Raw genomic sequence first — 14,395 nt, forward strand, 5'->3', positions numbered from 1 at the left:
TCTCGCCCGATTGACCGAGGGTCCGGTGCCGCACGCCGAAAACCAGCCGGAAACCGCGGCGATCGGGTCAGCCGGCCAGGAGCTGGTCCACCGGGGCGTAGTCGTCGGTGAGCACCCGGGCGCCGTCGACGAAGGCGTCCAGCTCCGGGCCGGTGAGCACGGTCACCGGCTCCTCGATGGCGGCCAGCCGGGGCCACATCGCGTTCACCGGCAACGGGCTGTGCGAGGCCAGGATGACGAAGTTGGAGCCGCGATCGCCGGCGATCGACGCGGGCGGGGCGATCAAAGCGACGTTCGGGAAGGCCGCCGCGACGGTGGCCACCTCGGCGCGGATGAAGCGGTTCGGCGGATAGTCGATCACATTCTGGGCGTAGACGCCGCCCGGGCGCAGCACACGGGCCACCTCGTCGGCCATCTCCCTGGTGGCCAGGTGCCACGGGACCACCAGGTGACCGAAGGCGTCGCCCACCACGAGGTCGTAGGCGGCGTCCGGGCGCGCGGCCAGGCCGACCCGGGCATCGCCGACCTGGACACGCAGGTCGGGGCCGGGCCTCAGACCGAGGTCCCGCTCGTCGAGGTCGACCAGGCCGCCATCGAGTTCGAGGACGAGCTGGTCACTGCCGGGGCGGGTGGCGCGCACGTAGTTGGGGACGGTGAATCCGCCACCGCCGAGGTGCAGGGCGTCGATCCGGGTACCGGCCGGAGCGAGCACGTCGGTGACCGCTCCGATCCACTTGACGTACTCGAACTCCAGATAGGTCGGGTCGTCGAGGTCGACGTACGAGTGCCGCGCCGAGTTGAGGAGCAGGGTGCGGCCCCCCTCGCGGGCCGGATCCTCGACGACGCTGGCGCAGTGGTAGGCGGTCTCCACGTCACAGGGGGTCGGTGCGGCCGCTCCGAGCCCGGCACCGACGAGCCCGACCGCGGCCAGCGAGGCACGGATCCGGGGTGTGCCGGGCAGGTCACGGCGCAGCCACCAGCCCAGCGCGAAGCCGGAGGCGGCCAGCACCACGGCCAGACTCATGACGATCACGCTGCTGGGCATCGCCGCGACGAAGACGAAACCGGTGACCAGGGTCGCGGTGATCGCGCCGAGGGTGCCGATGCTGGACAGCCGGCCGACCACGGTGCCGGCCTGGCTCAGGTCGGCGAGCTGGAGTTTGACGACCATCGGCGGGATCGTCGAAAGCACCAGGGCGGGCAGGAAGATGGCGCAGGCGGCGAGCAGGAGCACGGCCGGAGCGGCACCGCCACGCAGCAGCTCGCCACCCCAGCGGACCAGCGGCAGGGTGACCGCCGAACCGATGGCGCCGAGGATCAGGGCGGGTGCGAGCAGCGTACGCGGGTCGAAGCGGTCGGCGAGTCGCCCGCCGATCCACGCGCCGTAGGCGATGGCGGCCAGTGCCACGCCGATGACCGAGCTGCTGACCTGAAGGGTGACGCCGACATAGGGCCCGACCAGGCGCAACGCGACGATCTCGAGGACGAGGACGGCCCCGCTGGCCCCGAAGGCCAGAGCGGTGGCCAGGGCCGAGGGCAGGGCGCGCGGCTTGGTCTCCACGCCGGGATGTTACCGGCGTGGAGATTCGGGGCTGCGGAGCACCTAGAGCATGGAGAGGTGCACGTGGTTCGTGTGCACCGCGGCCGGTCCCCCGCTGGCGCTGTAGGCGCGCCAGCCGGTGCTCGGCATCCAGATCTGGCGGTACCAGATCACATACATCACGCCGAGCTCGTCCGCGTTCTTGACGTAGAAGGCGGCGAGCCGGTCGCCATACGTCTTGTCGCCCCCGGTGGCCGCGGAGTTCTCGAAGCCGCCGGCCGCCGCCGAGTGGTCGCAGGCGCGGCCCTTCGGGTGCTCGCCGGAGGAGCGCTCACTGAAACACACCGTGTACCGCTTGAAGCCGGCGGCCTGCGCCTCCTGGTAGGCGTGCAGGGTGCGTGGCGTGATGCAGCCGCTGGAGGTGGGGTCCTTGACGGTGCACGACTCCTTCGGCCACGAGCCGTCGGAGTTGCGGGGCGCGGGCTTGGCCGCTGCCGAGTTGGGGTCGACGAAGCCTCCAGCCGAGCCGCCACCGACCTCGGCGAGGGCCACCTCGGCCTCCCGCTTCCTCTTCGCCATCACGTTGACCTGGCGCTGCTGCTCGATGACCTCGGCGTCCAGCGCGGTCTTGGCCTTCTTCGCGGTGTCGATCTCGTTGCGGTACCCGGCGAGGGTGCCGCTGTCCATCTGGGCCAGCGCGTCGAGACTCTGCAGCCGCTCCATGAAGTTGTTCGGCGAGCCGCTGCCGAGGAGCAGACTGACCGTGTTGACCCGGCCCATCTGGTAGACGCGGGTAGCGACGGCGTTGACCTGCGAGGTCAGGGCCGTCGCGTTCGTCTCCGACCGTTTGAGCGCCTCGGTGAGCTGCTTCTGCCGGTTCTTCGAGTTGGCCAGCTTGGTCTTCGCCGCGTCGTATCCCTTCGCGGCGGTCTCGAGCGCGGCGCGCAGCTTCTTGGTGCCGCCCTCGGGGTCGGCGGAGGCCGGCGACGCGGGTGCGACGAGCACCAGTGCCACGGCTGCGGCGAAGAGCGCGAGCAGGGCGGTGCACCGGCGCGGGAGACTGGCCGCCACAGATACCTCCAAGTCGTGAGCGCCGGTACTTTACCGTGTCGGACCAGGCTTGAGGGAGATCGATCAGGTCGCCGAGTATCCACCGTCGACGAAGAGTGTCTGCCCCGTGACCGCCTGAGCCGCATTGCTCGCCAGAAAAACGACACAACCGGCGAAATCGTCGGGGATGCCGTTGCGACCGATCATCGTACGGCCGGCGTGCGCCGACACCTTCGTGGGATCGGCGAAAACGGCCTCGGTGAGTGGCGTGTGCACCACCCCCGGGGCGATCGCGTTGCAGCAGACGCCGCCGGAGGACCACGCCTCGGCCTGCGAGCGGGTCAGCCCGACCAGCCCGGCTTTGGCCGCACCGTAGGCACCACTGTTGCCGTAGGCACGGAACGCCTGCTGGGAGACCACGTTGATGATCCGGCCCCAGCCACGTCGCGCCATCGCCGGGGCGAACGCCTGACCGAGCAGGAACGGAGCGGTCAGATTGGCGGAAACGGTCAGGTCCCACACCTCGTCGGAGAGCTCGGCCAGTGGTGGGCGCAGGTTGACGGCTGCCGAGTTGACCAGGATGTCGGGGTCACCGTACCCCTCGGTGATCTTGGTGATGGCGACCTTGACGGCCTCCCGGTCGGCGAGGTCGGCGGAGATCGCGTCCGCCTCCACGCCGTGGCCGCGCAGCTCGGTGACCACCTCGGTCATCGGCGCGGCACGCCGGGCCACCACCACGATCCGCGCGCCGGACCGGCCGAGGGCGAGGGCCATCGCGCGGCCGATGCCTGAGCTGCCTCCGGTGACGACCGCGAGCCGGCCGTTCAGTCCGAAGAGCTCATCGAGGTACGACGCCATGCCCGCACCCTAGATCCACGAACGGCCCCCGCGCGGTCCCATCCCGATGTGACCGCACTCTCACCCGATCGAGAGCCCGGATGGGAAGAGTGTCCTGTGCACGGTGTGCCAGATGTCCTCGTTCGCCGCGACGAGCAGACCGCGCTGGTGGCCGGTCGGCCGGTGCTCGGTGCCGTCCAGGTGGCGGACCACCCCGCCGGCCTCGCGGACGATCAGCGCGCCGGGCACGTGGTCCCAAGGCAGGATCCGCCAGAACATCGCGAACTGCTGCTCGTCGATGGCGACCGCGGGGTACTCGTAGCCCGCGCAGTGCCGCCCGCCGGTGTAACCGCCCAGCCCCGCGGCGTTGGTGAGGATCTCGGTCCGCAGCTCGTCGGGGAAGTACTTGCCGGCGATCACGCCGTTCAGGGCGGCCGCGCCGGGATCGTCGGTACGCGCCTTGATCCGCTGGCCGTCGCGGTAGACGCCGGCGCCCAGTTCGGCGACGGTCAGGTGGTCGGCGATCACGTCGAGGATCCAGGCAGCGGCGGTCTCGCCGTCGCGGACCAGGGCGACCATCACACAGAACGGGGTCCGCCCGGCGGCGAAGTTGTTGGTGCCGTCGACCGGGTCGACGACCCAGACCGAGCCGCTGCCGCCGAGCCGGTCGCGGACGGACGGGTCGGCGGAGACGGCCTCCTCGCCGACGACGACCGAGCCGGGCAACAGGGCGGTCAGCCCGCGGGTCAGCGCCCGCTCGGACTCCTGGTCGGCGATGGTGACCAGGTCACCGGGCGACTTCTGCTGCACCTCGTCGGCGGACAGTCGCTGAAAGCGTGGCAGCACGACGGTGTGCGCGACCTCACGGACGAGGTCAGCGACCTGATCAAGCACGCGGCGGCAACTTCACGACACTGACGAAGAACTCGTCGATCTGCCGGATCACCGCGATGAACCGCTCGAAGTCGACCGGCTTGGTGACGTACGCGTTCGCGTGCAGCTGGTAACTGCGCAGGATGTCCTCGTCGGCCGAGGAGGTGGTGAGCACGACGACCGGGATGCGGCCCAGGTCGTCGTCTTTCTTGATCTCGGCGAGCACCTCGCGGCCGTCGCGGCGGGGCAGGTTCAGGTCGAGGAGGATGAGGTCGGGGCGGACCGCGTTCGCATACTGCCCCTCGCGCCGGAGGTAGGCGAGCGCCTCGGCCCCGTCGGAGACGACGTTGAGCCGGTTGCGGACCTTGTGCTCCTCGAACGCCTCCTGGGTCATCAGCACGTCGCCGGGGTCGTCCTCGACGAGCAACACCTCGATCGGTGTGCCGTTCTCACGCTCCACGCTCATGCCGTGCCCTCCTGAGAAGAGACCTCTTGCAACGCCGGAACCGGCGCCGAACCCGGCATGACCGGAAGCGTGAACCAGATCGATGCTCCCGGAGAGACGTCGACGTCCAGCCAGATCCGTCCGCCATGGTATTCGACGATCTTCTTGACGATCGCCAATCCGATGCCGGTCCCCTCGTAAGCGTCGCGCGCGTGCAGCCGCTGGAAGATCACGAAGACCTTGTCGGCGAACTCGGCCTCGATCCCGATGCCGTTGTCGCGGACGTTGATCCGCCATTCCTTGTCGTCCAGGGAGGCGCTGATCGTGATGACCGGCGGCACGTCGGGGGTACGGAACTTGAGGGAGTTACCGACCAGGTTCACGAAGAGCGTGGTGAGCAGCGGCTCCTCACCCTCCACGATGGGCAGTCCGGACCAGGTGATCTCGGCGTCCTCGCCGGCCCGTCCCTCGAGCTGCGATTTCACGTCGTCGAGCACCCGGTTCAGGTCGACCTCGGTGAATCCGCTGGTGAGCCGGCCGATCCGGGAGAAGGCGAGCAGGTCGTTGATCAGGCGTTGCATGCGCTGGGCGCCGTCGACGGCGAAGGCGATGTACTGGTCGGCGCGGTCGTCGAGCTGACCGGAGTAGCGGCGTTGCAGCAGCTGGCAGAAGCTGGCCACCTTGCGCAGCGGCTCCTGCAGGTCGTGCGAGGCGACGTAGGCGAACTGCTCCAGATCGCGATTGGACCGGGTGAGTTCCTCGGCCTGTGACTGGAGCTGCTGGTTGATCCACTCGACCTGCTGGCGGGCGAGACGGACCTCACTCAACTCGCTGGCGATCTGCTGGCGCATCCGGTCCACGTCCTCGGCGAGCGCGACGAGGTCGGGTGAGCCGTAGTCGCTCTCGATGTGCCGCTCGTAGTCGCCGGCCGCGACCTTGCGCACCTGACCGGCGAGGTCGAGGATCGGGCGGCTGACCAGCCGGTCCAGCAGGACGAGCAGCAGCACTCCGGTGACCAGGATGACAATGGCGGCGGCGATCTCGACGGCGACCAGGTTGCTGCTGGAGCTGCGGGCCGCCGCCGCGGTCCGTTCCCGCATCGTCAGAATGTCCGCCTGCAGCTTGTCGACCGCGCCGCGGAGCTGATCGAAGTCTCTGGTGTCGGTCGCCTCGATGCGCTGCTGAGCGGCCTCGGCGCCCTGGGTCCGAACCGTCTCGATGAGTGGTACGGCCACCTCGGCGCGCCATTTGGCGGCGAGCCGCTCCACCTGTTCCAGGGAGGCCCTGATCTCCCGGTCCCCGGGCTCCAGCAGCCTTCGGATCTCGGCGACCCGCTCCTGTTCGGCGGCGACGCCGTTGTCGTACGGCTCCAGGTTCTTCGGCAGCCCGGTGATCGCGTAACCACGGATGCCGGTCTCCTGGTCGACAAGCGTCGTACCCAGGTTCTGCCCGGCGACCCGCAGCGGGCCGGCCCGGTCGAGAACGACGTCGACGGCGTGGTTCGCCGTGGCGGCGGCGATGGCGGCGGCCACGCCGAGGCCGCCGAGCAGCACGCCGGCGGCGAGGCAGAGCGCGAAGATCCGCCCGCGGAGTGTCCATCCTCGAATGCTGAGCAGGCTCACCGGCCGCCGCCCCGGGAGATCAGCAGCATCGCCACGTCGTCGGTGAGCGGGCCGCCGTTGTCCTCGTCGGCGCGGGACACCAGCCATTGCGGCAGCACCGGCAACGGCAGGTGATGGGCGTCCGGCTCGCCGAGCAGTTTGCACAGGCCGCCGACGTCGAGGCGCTCGTTGCCCGCGCCGGTCCGGCCCTCGATCAGTCCGTCGGTGTACATCAGCATCGACCAGTCATGTCCCTCGAACTCCAGCTCGGTCGCGGGGGTGGGTGCTGGACGTACCCCGAGGACGATCCCCCTACGCACGTCGACCGGGGCGGCCCGGCCACCGGACAGGACGACGGGTGGCGGGTGGCCGGCGACCCGGACGGTCGCCTTGTTCCCCGGCAGGTCGATGACCGCCGACGCGACGGTCGCGAACACCTCGCGGGCCCGACGCTCGGACATCAGCACCTGCTCCAGCGAGGGCAGCACCTGCTCCTCCGGCACCCCGGCCAGCACCAGCGCCCGCCAGGCGACCCGCAGCTCGACGCCGAGGGCGGCCTCGTCGACGCCGTGCCCGCAGACGTCGCCGACGATGACGTGCAGCCGGTCGTCGCCGACCTGGATCACGTCGTAGAAGTCGCCGCCGAGCAGGCCCATGGCCCGCCCGGAGCGGTAGAACGGCTCGACCGCGAGCCCGAAGTCGTCGCGTTTGAGTGGTTTCGGCAGCAGGCCGCGTTCGAGGCGGGCCGATTCGGCCTCGCGCAGCTCGGCCTCGCGGAGCCGGCGCGCGTTCTCGTCGGCGCGCTTGCGCTCGACCGCATAGCGCAGCGACCGGATCAGCAGGACGCCGTCGACCTGACCCTTGACCAGGTAGTCCTGGGCTCCCTCGGCGACCGCCTGGACGCCGAGGTGCTCGTCGGAGCGGCCGGTCAGCACACAGACCGCGGCGCCCTCGGCGACGGCGAGGAGTTTGCGCAGCCCGTCGATGCCCTCGGCGTCCGGCAGGCCCAGGTCGAGGAGCACGCACTCGACGCCGACGAGCAGGCCGCGGGCCTCACGCAGGCTGCTGGCGATGGTCAGATCGAACGGCGCACCGGCCTCGGTGAGCAGCTCACGAACGAGGAAGGCGTCACCCTCGTCGTCCTCGACGAGCAGGATCCGCAACCGTTCCAGCTGCTCGGTCGCGTATGTGCGGGGCGCGAGCGACCGCTCCGTCATTCCGATTCCCCACTCGACGCATAGGTGACCCGCAAATCGTGTACCACTCTGCCGCGCTGCACAACTTCGGACATCAAGCGGAGTCTTCGCCGGAGGCGGCGACTCGTCGCGCATGCTCGGCCATCACCTGACCGAGGATGCCGTGCAGCTGTCCGCAGTCCCGGCAGTGCAGGTTCTCGTCGAGGTGGCGGCCGCCGCAGTTGCTGCAGTCACCACGGTCCAGCGGGTCTCGATAGGACTCCAGGGCCCGGCACATCGCACGGATCACGTGATCGCTGAGAGTGAATACATCCTCACCGAAACCGGTGCGCAGGCCGACGACGGCCACGGGCGCCGCGTCCGGGTGCGGGTTGTACGGCGACACCCGGTCGATGAACGCGGCGATGACGGCGGCTGGGTCGAGCGGGGTACTCACCCGGACCACGCTATTGCACGCGCCAATGGATCTCCGGGGTACCCGCCGGGCGTACCCGGACTGTTAGATGTCCCCATGCGTGACTCCGCTCTCACCCGGCCGGCTCGCCGTGGTCTCGCCGCGGCGGCGGTCCTGGCCGTTCTCGTCCTGGCCGGGCTCGCCGCGCTCCGGTCTGTTCAACCCCCCGCGGCGCGGGCGACGACGGACCCGGCGGGCGACTTCAGCGCGGAGCGTGCTTTTCAGACGGTACGGACGATCGCCTCCACCCCGCACCCCGCCGGAAGTCCCGCCAACGACCGGGTACGCGAGCACCTGATCGCGGCGCTGTCCGCCCTGGGCCTGTCGCCGGAGGTGCAGGACACGATCTCCGAGCAAGGCGCCGGCCTCTCCTCGTCAGCGGGCGGTACCGGCCTGGCCCGGGTTCGCAACGTGGTCACGGTGATCCCCGGCACGGCGTCGACCGGCCGGGTGTTCCTGATCGCGCACTACGACTCGGCACAGATCGCACCCGGCGCGAACGACGACGGCGCGGGCACGTCGACGATCCTGGAGACGGCACGGGCGCTGACGTCCGGTGAGCGGCCGCGCAACGACGTGGTGCTGGTGCTGACCGACGCCGAGGAGGCGTGTCTCTGCGGCGCCAAGGCGTTCGTGGAGCAGCATCCGCTGGCCCGGGACGGCGGCATCGCGCTGAACCTGGAGGCGCGGGGCAGCAGCGGTCCGGCGATCATGTTCGAGACGTCGGCGGGCAACCGGCGCCTGGTGGAGGCGTATGCGCGGACGCCGTACCCGGTCGGCACGTCGTTCGCCGTGGAGATCTACCGGCTGCTGCCGAACGACACCGACTTCACCCCGTTCCGGGAGTCGCCGAAGTTCCAGGGCCTGAACACCGCCTACATCGACGGCGCGGCGGTCTATCACGCGCCGACCGACAAGCCGGAGGCGATGGATCGGGACAGCCTGCAGCACCACGGCGACAACGCGCTGGCCCTGGCCCGCGAGTTCGGCGCCCTGGACCTGACCGACCTGACGAGTGGCGGCGACGCCACCTACTTCCCGGTGCCGGGCCTGCTGGTGCGCTATCCCGGCGAGCTGGTGTGGCCGCTGGCGGTGCTGGCCCTGGTGGCGGTGCTGGCGCTGGGCTGGGTGGTGCGCCGCCGCCTGTTCGCCGCGCTCGGGCTGGCCCTGCTGCCGATCATCGTGGCGCCGGTGCTGGCCCAGGGGCTGTGGGCGCTGCTGGTGCTGGTCCGCCCGGAGTACGGCGGGATGCCGATCGACCCGTACCGTCCGATGTGGTATCGCCTGGCGGTTATCGCCCTTTCCGCGCTGGTCGCCCTGGTCTGGTATGCCCTGCTGCGCCGCCGGATCGGCCCGGCGACCCTGGCCGTCGGCGGCCTGACCTGGCTCGCCGTCCTCGGTGTCGTCCTGGCCGCACTGGCGCCGGGCGGCTCCTACCTGGCCGCGCTGCCGGCCCTGTCGGTCGCGGTGTCCGCCCTGATCGCGACCCGGCTGGGCGCGAAGGGTGCCGTCCCGGTGCTGATCGCCGGCGCGCTGGTTCCGGTCGTCATCCTGCTGCCGACCGTGGTGATGCTCTTTCCGGCGCTCGGCATGCCGATGGCCGGGGTCGGCGCGTTCCTCACCGTACTGCTCGGCCTGGCGCTGCTGCCGGTGCTCGACCTGATCCATCCGGCGCCGGACGGTGCCCGCGGCATGGAGGCGCTGAAGGCCCGCCGACTCGGCGCTCTGCCGGCGCTCGCCGCGGCGATGGCGGCGATCGTGTGCACCGCGACCGGCCTGGTCGTCGACCGGTTCGACGAGGAGCACCCGTCGCTCACCCATCTCATGTACGCGCTGGACGCCGACAACGGCACGGCCCGCTGGCTGAGCGAGGAGACCACACCGCAGGCGTGGACCGCGCAGTACGTGACGGGTGAGCCGGCGACGGTCACCGACACCCTTCCGGCCTTCGGCGCGGAGGAACTGCGCTCCGGTCCGGCGCCGGCCGCGACGCTGCCCGCGCCGGCGCTGACCCTCCTCTCCGAGGAGAGGTCGGGCGATCAGCGGACCATGAAACTGCTGCTCGACCCGCAGCGCGCGGTGCGTTTCACCACGTTGCACGTGTCGGCCGAGGTGGTCTCGGCGAGCATCGGTGGCCGTACCCTCGCGGGTGGTCCTTCGGGTTGGGGTTTCGTCTTCCATGCGCCGGCCGAGACCGGCGTCGAGATCGCCCTCACGGTCCGGGCGTCCGGCCCGGTCACCTTCCGGGCCATGGACGGCAGCGACGATCTGCCGTCGATTCCGGGCTTTCAGCCCAGGCCCGCGGGGGTCGGCGTGCTCGGTTCGCACAGCAGCGAGCTGGTCGCGGTCGCCAAGACCTACACCCTTTGAGGGGTACGGGCTACGCGCGGCCGATTCGGGTAAAAGGCGGAGTCATGGCGAAAACCCTGTACTCGGTGACCATGTCACTCGACGGCTTCATCGCCGGACCGGGTGGCGACATGTCGTGGCTGACCCCGTTCCTCGGCCCGAACCCGATGGCCGAGGCGCTCGTCCCGCGGATCGGCGCGATGCTCGTCGGCAACCGCACGTTCGGCGGCGACGACCCGAACCGTGGCACCGACAAGGAGGGCGCGATGTCGGGCGAGTGGCACGGCCCGGTGTTCGTGCTGACCCACCACCCGCCGGCCCAGTCGTCGCCGGACATCACGTTCGTCGCGGATCTGCACGAGGGTGTCGCCGCCGCGCGGGAGGCGGCGGGTGACCGTTACGTCAACGTGCTCGGCGCCGACGTGGCCCGGCAGGCGCTGGGCGCCGGGCTGCTCGACGAGATCCTGGTCTTCATCGCCCCGGTGCTGCTCGGCGACGGCACCCGGCTCTACGACCTGCCCGGTGGCGGCGAGGTGACCCTGGAGCGACTCACCAGCGATGAGTCGCCCCTGGCCAACGCCCTGTGGTTCAGCGTCCGCGGCCGCGACGACCGGTAGGGGCGTCGTGGCGGAAGTGCACGAACAGCCGCCCCCAGTTGTCGCCGTCCTTCTCGACCCGGTGATAGAGCTGCTTGATCTCTTTCTGGTCGAGGAAGCGGATGACCTTCTTCTTCAGGGCACCGCTGCCCTTGCCGGGGATGATCTCGACCATGGCCGCCTTCTTCTGGATGGCCTCGTCGATGATCCCCCGCAGGGCGCGGTCGATCTCGTGACCCTTGTTGAAGATGTCGTGCAGGTCCAGCTTCAGCTTCACGATCGAGACCCTACGCCGCCGTGGACTTGCCGAGCCATGTCTCGACCCGGCGCACCGCCTCCTGGTAATCGGTCTGCGTCTTCATCGCGGCGGCCAGTCGCAGGTGCGGTAAGGCCTCACGGAAACGGCCGGCCCTCTCCAGGGTCCGGCCGAGCACGTGGTGCGCGTAGTGATCCGAAGGATCATGCTCGACCAGCACTCTGAGCTGGGCCTCCGCCCCGTTCAGCTGGGCCGAGTTGAAGTAGGCCCGGGCCAGCAGCTGCCGGACCGCGGTGTTGTGCGGCTCCGCCTCGACTATCGGCTCCAGCAGTCTGGCGGCACCGAGCGGGTCGCCGGACTCGAAGAAGAAAGTGGCCCTGCGGTAGTCCTCGAGAAGATCCATCGTGCAACTCCTCACGCTCGCGCCGCGCTTTGACCAACGCTCGCACAACATCGCCCCAACATCGAGTGTTCCCCCGATACGAGGTTGTCAACAACCCTGGCCGGGGAGCGGCGGCGCCCGGATCCTCATACATTCGATTCGTCGTGCCGAAAACCATGACGGACCCATATGTGTACGGACTGTGCGGCTCGCGTGAGGCGGCTGTCAGAGACACAGCTGGCACACAGGAAACGGAAAGCCGGCGCTGAGCGTCAGGCACCACAGTAGGGGCATGACGATGGCGAACACTGAACCCAGCACCGAGCTCCGCCGGCCCGACGGGACCCCGGTGCGGGTGCTCGTGGTCGATGACGAACCGACCCTGGCCGAGCTGCTCTCGATGGCCCTGCGCTACGAGGGCTGGGATGTGAAGAGTGCCGGCGACGGCATGACCGCCGTCCGGACCGCCCGTGACTTCCGCCCCGACGCCGTCGTCCTCGACATGATGCTCCCCGACATCGACGGCCTCGAGGTGCTGCGCCGGCTGCGGGGCGAGTCCCCCGAGGTGCCGGTGCTCTTCCTCACCGCCAAGGACTCGGTGGAGGACCGGATCACCGGTCTCACCGCCGGCGGCGACGACTACGTGACCAAGCCGTTCAGCCTCGAAGAAGTGGTGGCCCGGCTGCGCGGCCTGATGCGGCGGATGGGGCACGCCCCGATGCGCACGGAGTCGCAACTGGTCGTCGGTGACCTCACACTGGATGAGGACTCGCACGAGGTGCGCCGCGGCGGCGACCTGATCACGCTGACCGCGACCGAGTTCGAACTGCTGCGCTACCTCATGCGTAACCCGCGTCGGGTGCTGAGCAAGCCGCAGATCCTCGACCGGGTCTGGAACTACGACTTCGGAGGGCAGGCGAACGTGGTCGAGCTCTACATCTCCTACCTGCGGAAGAAGATCGACGCCGGTCGCGCCCCGATGATCCACACGATGCGCGGCGCGGGCTACGTCCTGAAGCCGGCCGACTGACCATGCGCCCCGCCGCCCCGACCCGAGCCCAACGCCCCGCCCGCTGGCGCGATCCCGCGAGCTGGCCGTTGCGCACCCGGATCGTCGCCATCATGATCAGCCTGCTCACGGTGCTGGGCCTGGTCGTCGGCGGCACTGCCGAGTTGTACCTCTACACCTCGCTGCACAAGCAGATCGACTCCGAGCTCGACGACCTCACCAAGCGGATCGGCTTCCGGCCGCCTCCGGGTGGCAAGTTCAACAAGCCGAACTCGACGAAGGACCAAACCCCCTCGCCCAACGACGACGGCAACAACAACTTCGGCGGCATACCGAACGAAGCGATCGTCCTGGAGTTGCTCTCCGGGAACACGCTCGACGGCGGCAAGATCGACCTTTCCTACACCGAGACCCCTGACCAGGTCATCCCGCTCGACGCCGAGGCTCAGTCCGCCGTCCTGACGGACGTGCCCGACAGCGGCGAGAAGGTCGACGTGGACCTCGGCGGCAGCCTGCCGCAGTACCGGATGACCAGGGTCGTCAAGTCGGACGGCAGCGTCTACTACATCGGGATCTCACTGGAGCAGGTCAACGGCACGCTGCTCACCGTCGCCGCGTTCACCGGGTGCGTCATCGCCGGGTCGCTGCTGATCGCGGGCTGGGGTGGGGCGCTCATCGTCCGCCGTACCCTCAAGCCTCTCGATCGTGTCGCGGCGACCGCGACGCGCGTGTCGGAATTGCGGCTGGACCGCGGTGAGGTGCGCCTCGCGCAGCGGGTGCCCGAGACCGACACCGACCCGCGCACCGAGGTCGGCCAGGTCGGCGCCGCCCTGAACCGGATGCTCGACCACGTCGGCAACGCCCTGGAGGCGCGGCACGCCTCCGAGATGCAGGTCCGCCAGTTCGTCGCGGACGCCAGCCACGAGCTGCGCACACCGCTGGCCGCCATCCGGGGGTACGCGGAGCTCAGCCGCCGCAGCCGCCAGGTCGTCCCGGACGAGATCTCGCACGTGCTGAACCGGGTCGAGTCCGAGGCCAAACGGATGACCGCCCTGGTCGAGGACCTGCTGCTGCTGGCCCGCCTGGATGCCGGCCGCCCGCTCGCCCAGGACCCGGTCGACCTGACCATGCTGGCCGTCGACGCGACGAGTGACGCGCACGCCGCCGGCCCGGCCCACTACTGGCAGCTGGATCTGCCGGACGAGCCGGTCACCGTGATCGGCGACGGCGCCCGCCTGCATCAGGTGGTGGCGAACCTGCTGGCCAACGCGCGCACCCACACGCCGGAGGGCTCGACCGTCACGGTGAAGGTCGGTGCGGTGCCGAACGCCGCCGTGGTCCAGGTCATCGACAACGGCCCGGGCATCCAGCCGGACGTGGTGCCACGCATCTTCGAGCGGTTCGCACGTGGTGACAGCTCCCGATCGAGGGCGGCCGGCAGCACCGGTCTGGGCCTGTCGATCGTGCATGCCGTGGTCACGTCGCACCGGGGCAAGGTGGGCGTGCAGAGTCGTCCCGGTCAGACCGTTTTCACCGTGATGCTCCCGCTCGGGCCGCCGCCTGTCGTCCCAACAGCTGAACAGCGGACCCAGATGCTGCATTCGGTCGGCTGAAGTGGCTATGCTGGCGGGCATGTCTCGCACGTGGTCGTTCTATTGGTTTACGAGGCCGGCTCAAGCCGGTGCCTCGGCCATGACCGCATGACCTGAGACACCCGCCAGAGCCGGCTGAGGCAGCGACGATGTCGCTGCCTTTTTGTTTGCCCCGAGCAAACCGGCTCTGACCCCAGGGCCGGTCTAAGGAGAGA

Annotated in this window: 14 protein-coding genes; 4 read left to right on the forward strand and 10 right to left on the reverse strand. The window is 70.0% G+C overall.

The window, feature by feature from the left end:
* Nucleotides 1-67: 67 nt before the first annotated feature.
* From ACFO0C_RS12265 to ACFO0C_RS12300, 8 genes are all read right to left on the reverse strand, one after another.
* Nucleotides 68-1,561 carry a fused MFS/spermidine synthase gene (locus tag ACFO0C_RS12265; RefSeq protein ID WP_378066689.1) on the reverse strand — a complete coding sequence of 498 codons (1,494 nt, stop codon included), beginning with the start codon at nt 1,559-1,561 and terminating at the stop codon, nt 68-70.
* 42 nt (nt 1,562-1,603) lie between these two features.
* Nucleotides 1,604-2,611 carry a coiled-coil domain-containing protein gene (locus ACFO0C_RS12270; protein WP_378066690.1) on the reverse strand — a complete coding sequence of 336 codons (1,008 nt, stop codon included), beginning with the start codon at nt 2,609-2,611 and terminating at the stop codon, nt 1,604-1,606.
* Nucleotides 2,612-2,674: 63 nt separating this feature from the next.
* A complete protein-coding gene (locus ACFO0C_RS12275) occupies nt 2,675-3,448 on the reverse strand; it encodes an SDR family NAD(P)-dependent oxidoreductase (RefSeq protein ID WP_378066691.1) in 774 nt (257 codons plus the stop codon).
* A gap of 60 nt (nt 3,449-3,508) precedes the next feature.
* Nucleotides 3,509-4,321: an inositol monophosphatase family protein gene (locus ACFO0C_RS12280; RefSeq protein ID WP_378066692.1), complete on the reverse strand. Its 813-nt coding sequence runs from the start codon at nt 4,319-4,321 to the stop codon at nt 3,509-3,511.
* Complete coding sequence (locus ACFO0C_RS12285; protein WP_378066693.1) at nt 4,314-4,766, reverse strand: response regulator; 453 nt, start codon at nt 4,764-4,766, stop codon at nt 4,314-4,316. The genes ACFO0C_RS12280 and ACFO0C_RS12285 overlap by 8 nt, the downstream gene beginning before the upstream one ends.
* Nucleotides 4,763-6,367 carry a sensor histidine kinase gene (locus ACFO0C_RS12290; RefSeq protein WP_378066694.1) on the reverse strand — a complete coding sequence of 535 codons (1,605 nt, stop codon included), beginning with the start codon at nt 6,365-6,367 and terminating at the stop codon, nt 4,763-4,765. Before ACFO0C_RS12290 ends, ACFO0C_RS12285 begins: the two co-directional genes overlap by 4 nt.
* Nucleotides 6,364-7,563 carry a PP2C family protein-serine/threonine phosphatase gene (locus ACFO0C_RS12295; protein ID WP_378066695.1) on the reverse strand — a complete coding sequence of 400 codons (1,200 nt, stop codon included), beginning with the start codon at nt 7,561-7,563 and terminating at the stop codon, nt 6,364-6,366. The genes ACFO0C_RS12290 and ACFO0C_RS12295 overlap by 4 nt, the downstream gene beginning before the upstream one ends.
* A 73-nt stretch (nt 7,564-7,636) precedes the next feature.
* The gene (locus ACFO0C_RS12300; protein ID WP_378066696.1) at nt 7,637-7,978 is read right to left on the reverse strand and encodes a hypothetical protein; all 342 of its coding nucleotides are present in this window, start codon (nt 7,976-7,978) and stop codon (nt 7,637-7,639) included.
* A 75-nt stretch (nt 7,979-8,053) separates the two neighbouring features.
* Between ACFO0C_RS12300 and ACFO0C_RS12305 the strand changes: the two genes are divergently transcribed.
* Entirely contained in the window at nt 8,054-10,366 is a 2,313-nt protein-coding gene (locus tag ACFO0C_RS12305; RefSeq protein WP_378066697.1) for a M28 family peptidase, read from the forward strand.
* A gap of 44 nt (nt 10,367-10,410) precedes the next feature.
* Nucleotides 10,411-10,962 (forward strand): dihydrofolate reductase family protein, encoded by a 552-nt coding sequence (locus ACFO0C_RS12310; RefSeq protein WP_378066698.1) that lies wholly within the window; start codon nt 10,411-10,413, stop codon nt 10,960-10,962.
* Here the strand turns inward: ACFO0C_RS12310 and ACFO0C_RS12315 are convergent.
* On the reverse strand, nt 10,934-11,218 hold the full coding sequence (locus tag ACFO0C_RS12315; protein WP_317788834.1) for a Smr/MutS family protein: 285 nt from the start codon (nt 11,216-11,218) through the stop codon (nt 10,934-10,936). The genes ACFO0C_RS12310 and ACFO0C_RS12315 overlap by 29 nt on opposite strands.
* Nucleotides 11,219-11,228: 10 nt before the next feature.
* Nucleotides 11,229-11,600: a tetratricopeptide repeat protein gene (locus ACFO0C_RS12320; RefSeq protein WP_378066699.1), complete on the reverse strand. Its 372-nt coding sequence runs from the start codon at nt 11,598-11,600 to the stop codon at nt 11,229-11,231.
* A gap of 271 nt (nt 11,601-11,871) precedes the next feature.
* Between ACFO0C_RS12320 and ACFO0C_RS12325 the strand changes: the two genes are divergently transcribed.
* Together ACFO0C_RS12325 and ACFO0C_RS12330 are read left to right on the forward strand one after the other, a co-directional pair.
* The gene (locus ACFO0C_RS12325; RefSeq protein ID WP_378066700.1) at nt 11,872-12,609 is read left to right on the forward strand and encodes a response regulator transcription factor; all 738 of its coding nucleotides are present in this window, start codon (nt 11,872-11,874) and stop codon (nt 12,607-12,609) included.
* A 92-nt stretch (nt 12,610-12,701) separates the two neighbouring features.
* Complete coding sequence (locus ACFO0C_RS12330; protein ID WP_378066701.1) at nt 12,702-14,201, forward strand: HAMP domain-containing sensor histidine kinase; 1,500 nt, start codon at nt 12,702-12,704, stop codon at nt 14,199-14,201.
* Nucleotides 14,202-14,395 lie beyond the last annotated feature (194 nt).

Source organism: Actinoplanes subglobosus (genome assembly GCF_042650585.1).
GTDB lineage: Bacteria > Actinomycetota > Actinomycetes > Mycobacteriales > Micromonosporaceae > Actinoplanes > Actinoplanes subglobosus.

What these genes read in the sequence shown, in the direction of transcription:
- ACFO0C_RS12275 (WP_378066691.1), bottom strand. Translation starts at nt 3,448, where the DNA reads ATGGCGTCGTACCTCGATGAGCTCTTCGGACTGAACGGCCGGCTCGCG.
- ACFO0C_RS12285 (WP_378066693.1), bottom strand. Translation starts at nt 4,766, where the DNA reads ATGAGCGTGGAGCGTGAGAACGGCACACCGATCGAGGTGTTGCTCGTC.
- ACFO0C_RS12295 (WP_378066695.1), bottom strand. Translation starts at nt 7,563, where the DNA reads ATGACGGAGCGGTCGCTCGCGCCCCGCACATACGCGACCGAGCAGCTG.
- ACFO0C_RS12305 (WP_378066697.1), top strand. Translation starts at nt 8,054, where the DNA reads ATGCGTGACTCCGCTCTCACCCGGCCGGCTCGCCGTGGTCTCGCCGCG.
- ACFO0C_RS12310 (WP_378066698.1), top strand. Translation starts at nt 10,411, where the DNA reads ATGGCGAAAACCCTGTACTCGGTGACCATGTCACTCGACGGCTTCATC.
- ACFO0C_RS12320 (WP_378066699.1), bottom strand. Translation starts at nt 11,600, where the DNA reads ATGGATCTTCTCGAGGACTACCGCAGGGCCACTTTCTTCTTCGAGTCC.
- ACFO0C_RS12325 (WP_378066700.1), top strand. Translation starts at nt 11,872, where the DNA reads ATGACGATGGCGAACACTGAACCCAGCACCGAGCTCCGCCGGCCCGAC.
- ACFO0C_RS12330 (WP_378066701.1), top strand. Translation starts at nt 12,702, where the DNA reads ATGATCAGCCTGCTCACGGTGCTGGGCCTGGTCGTCGGCGGCACTGCC.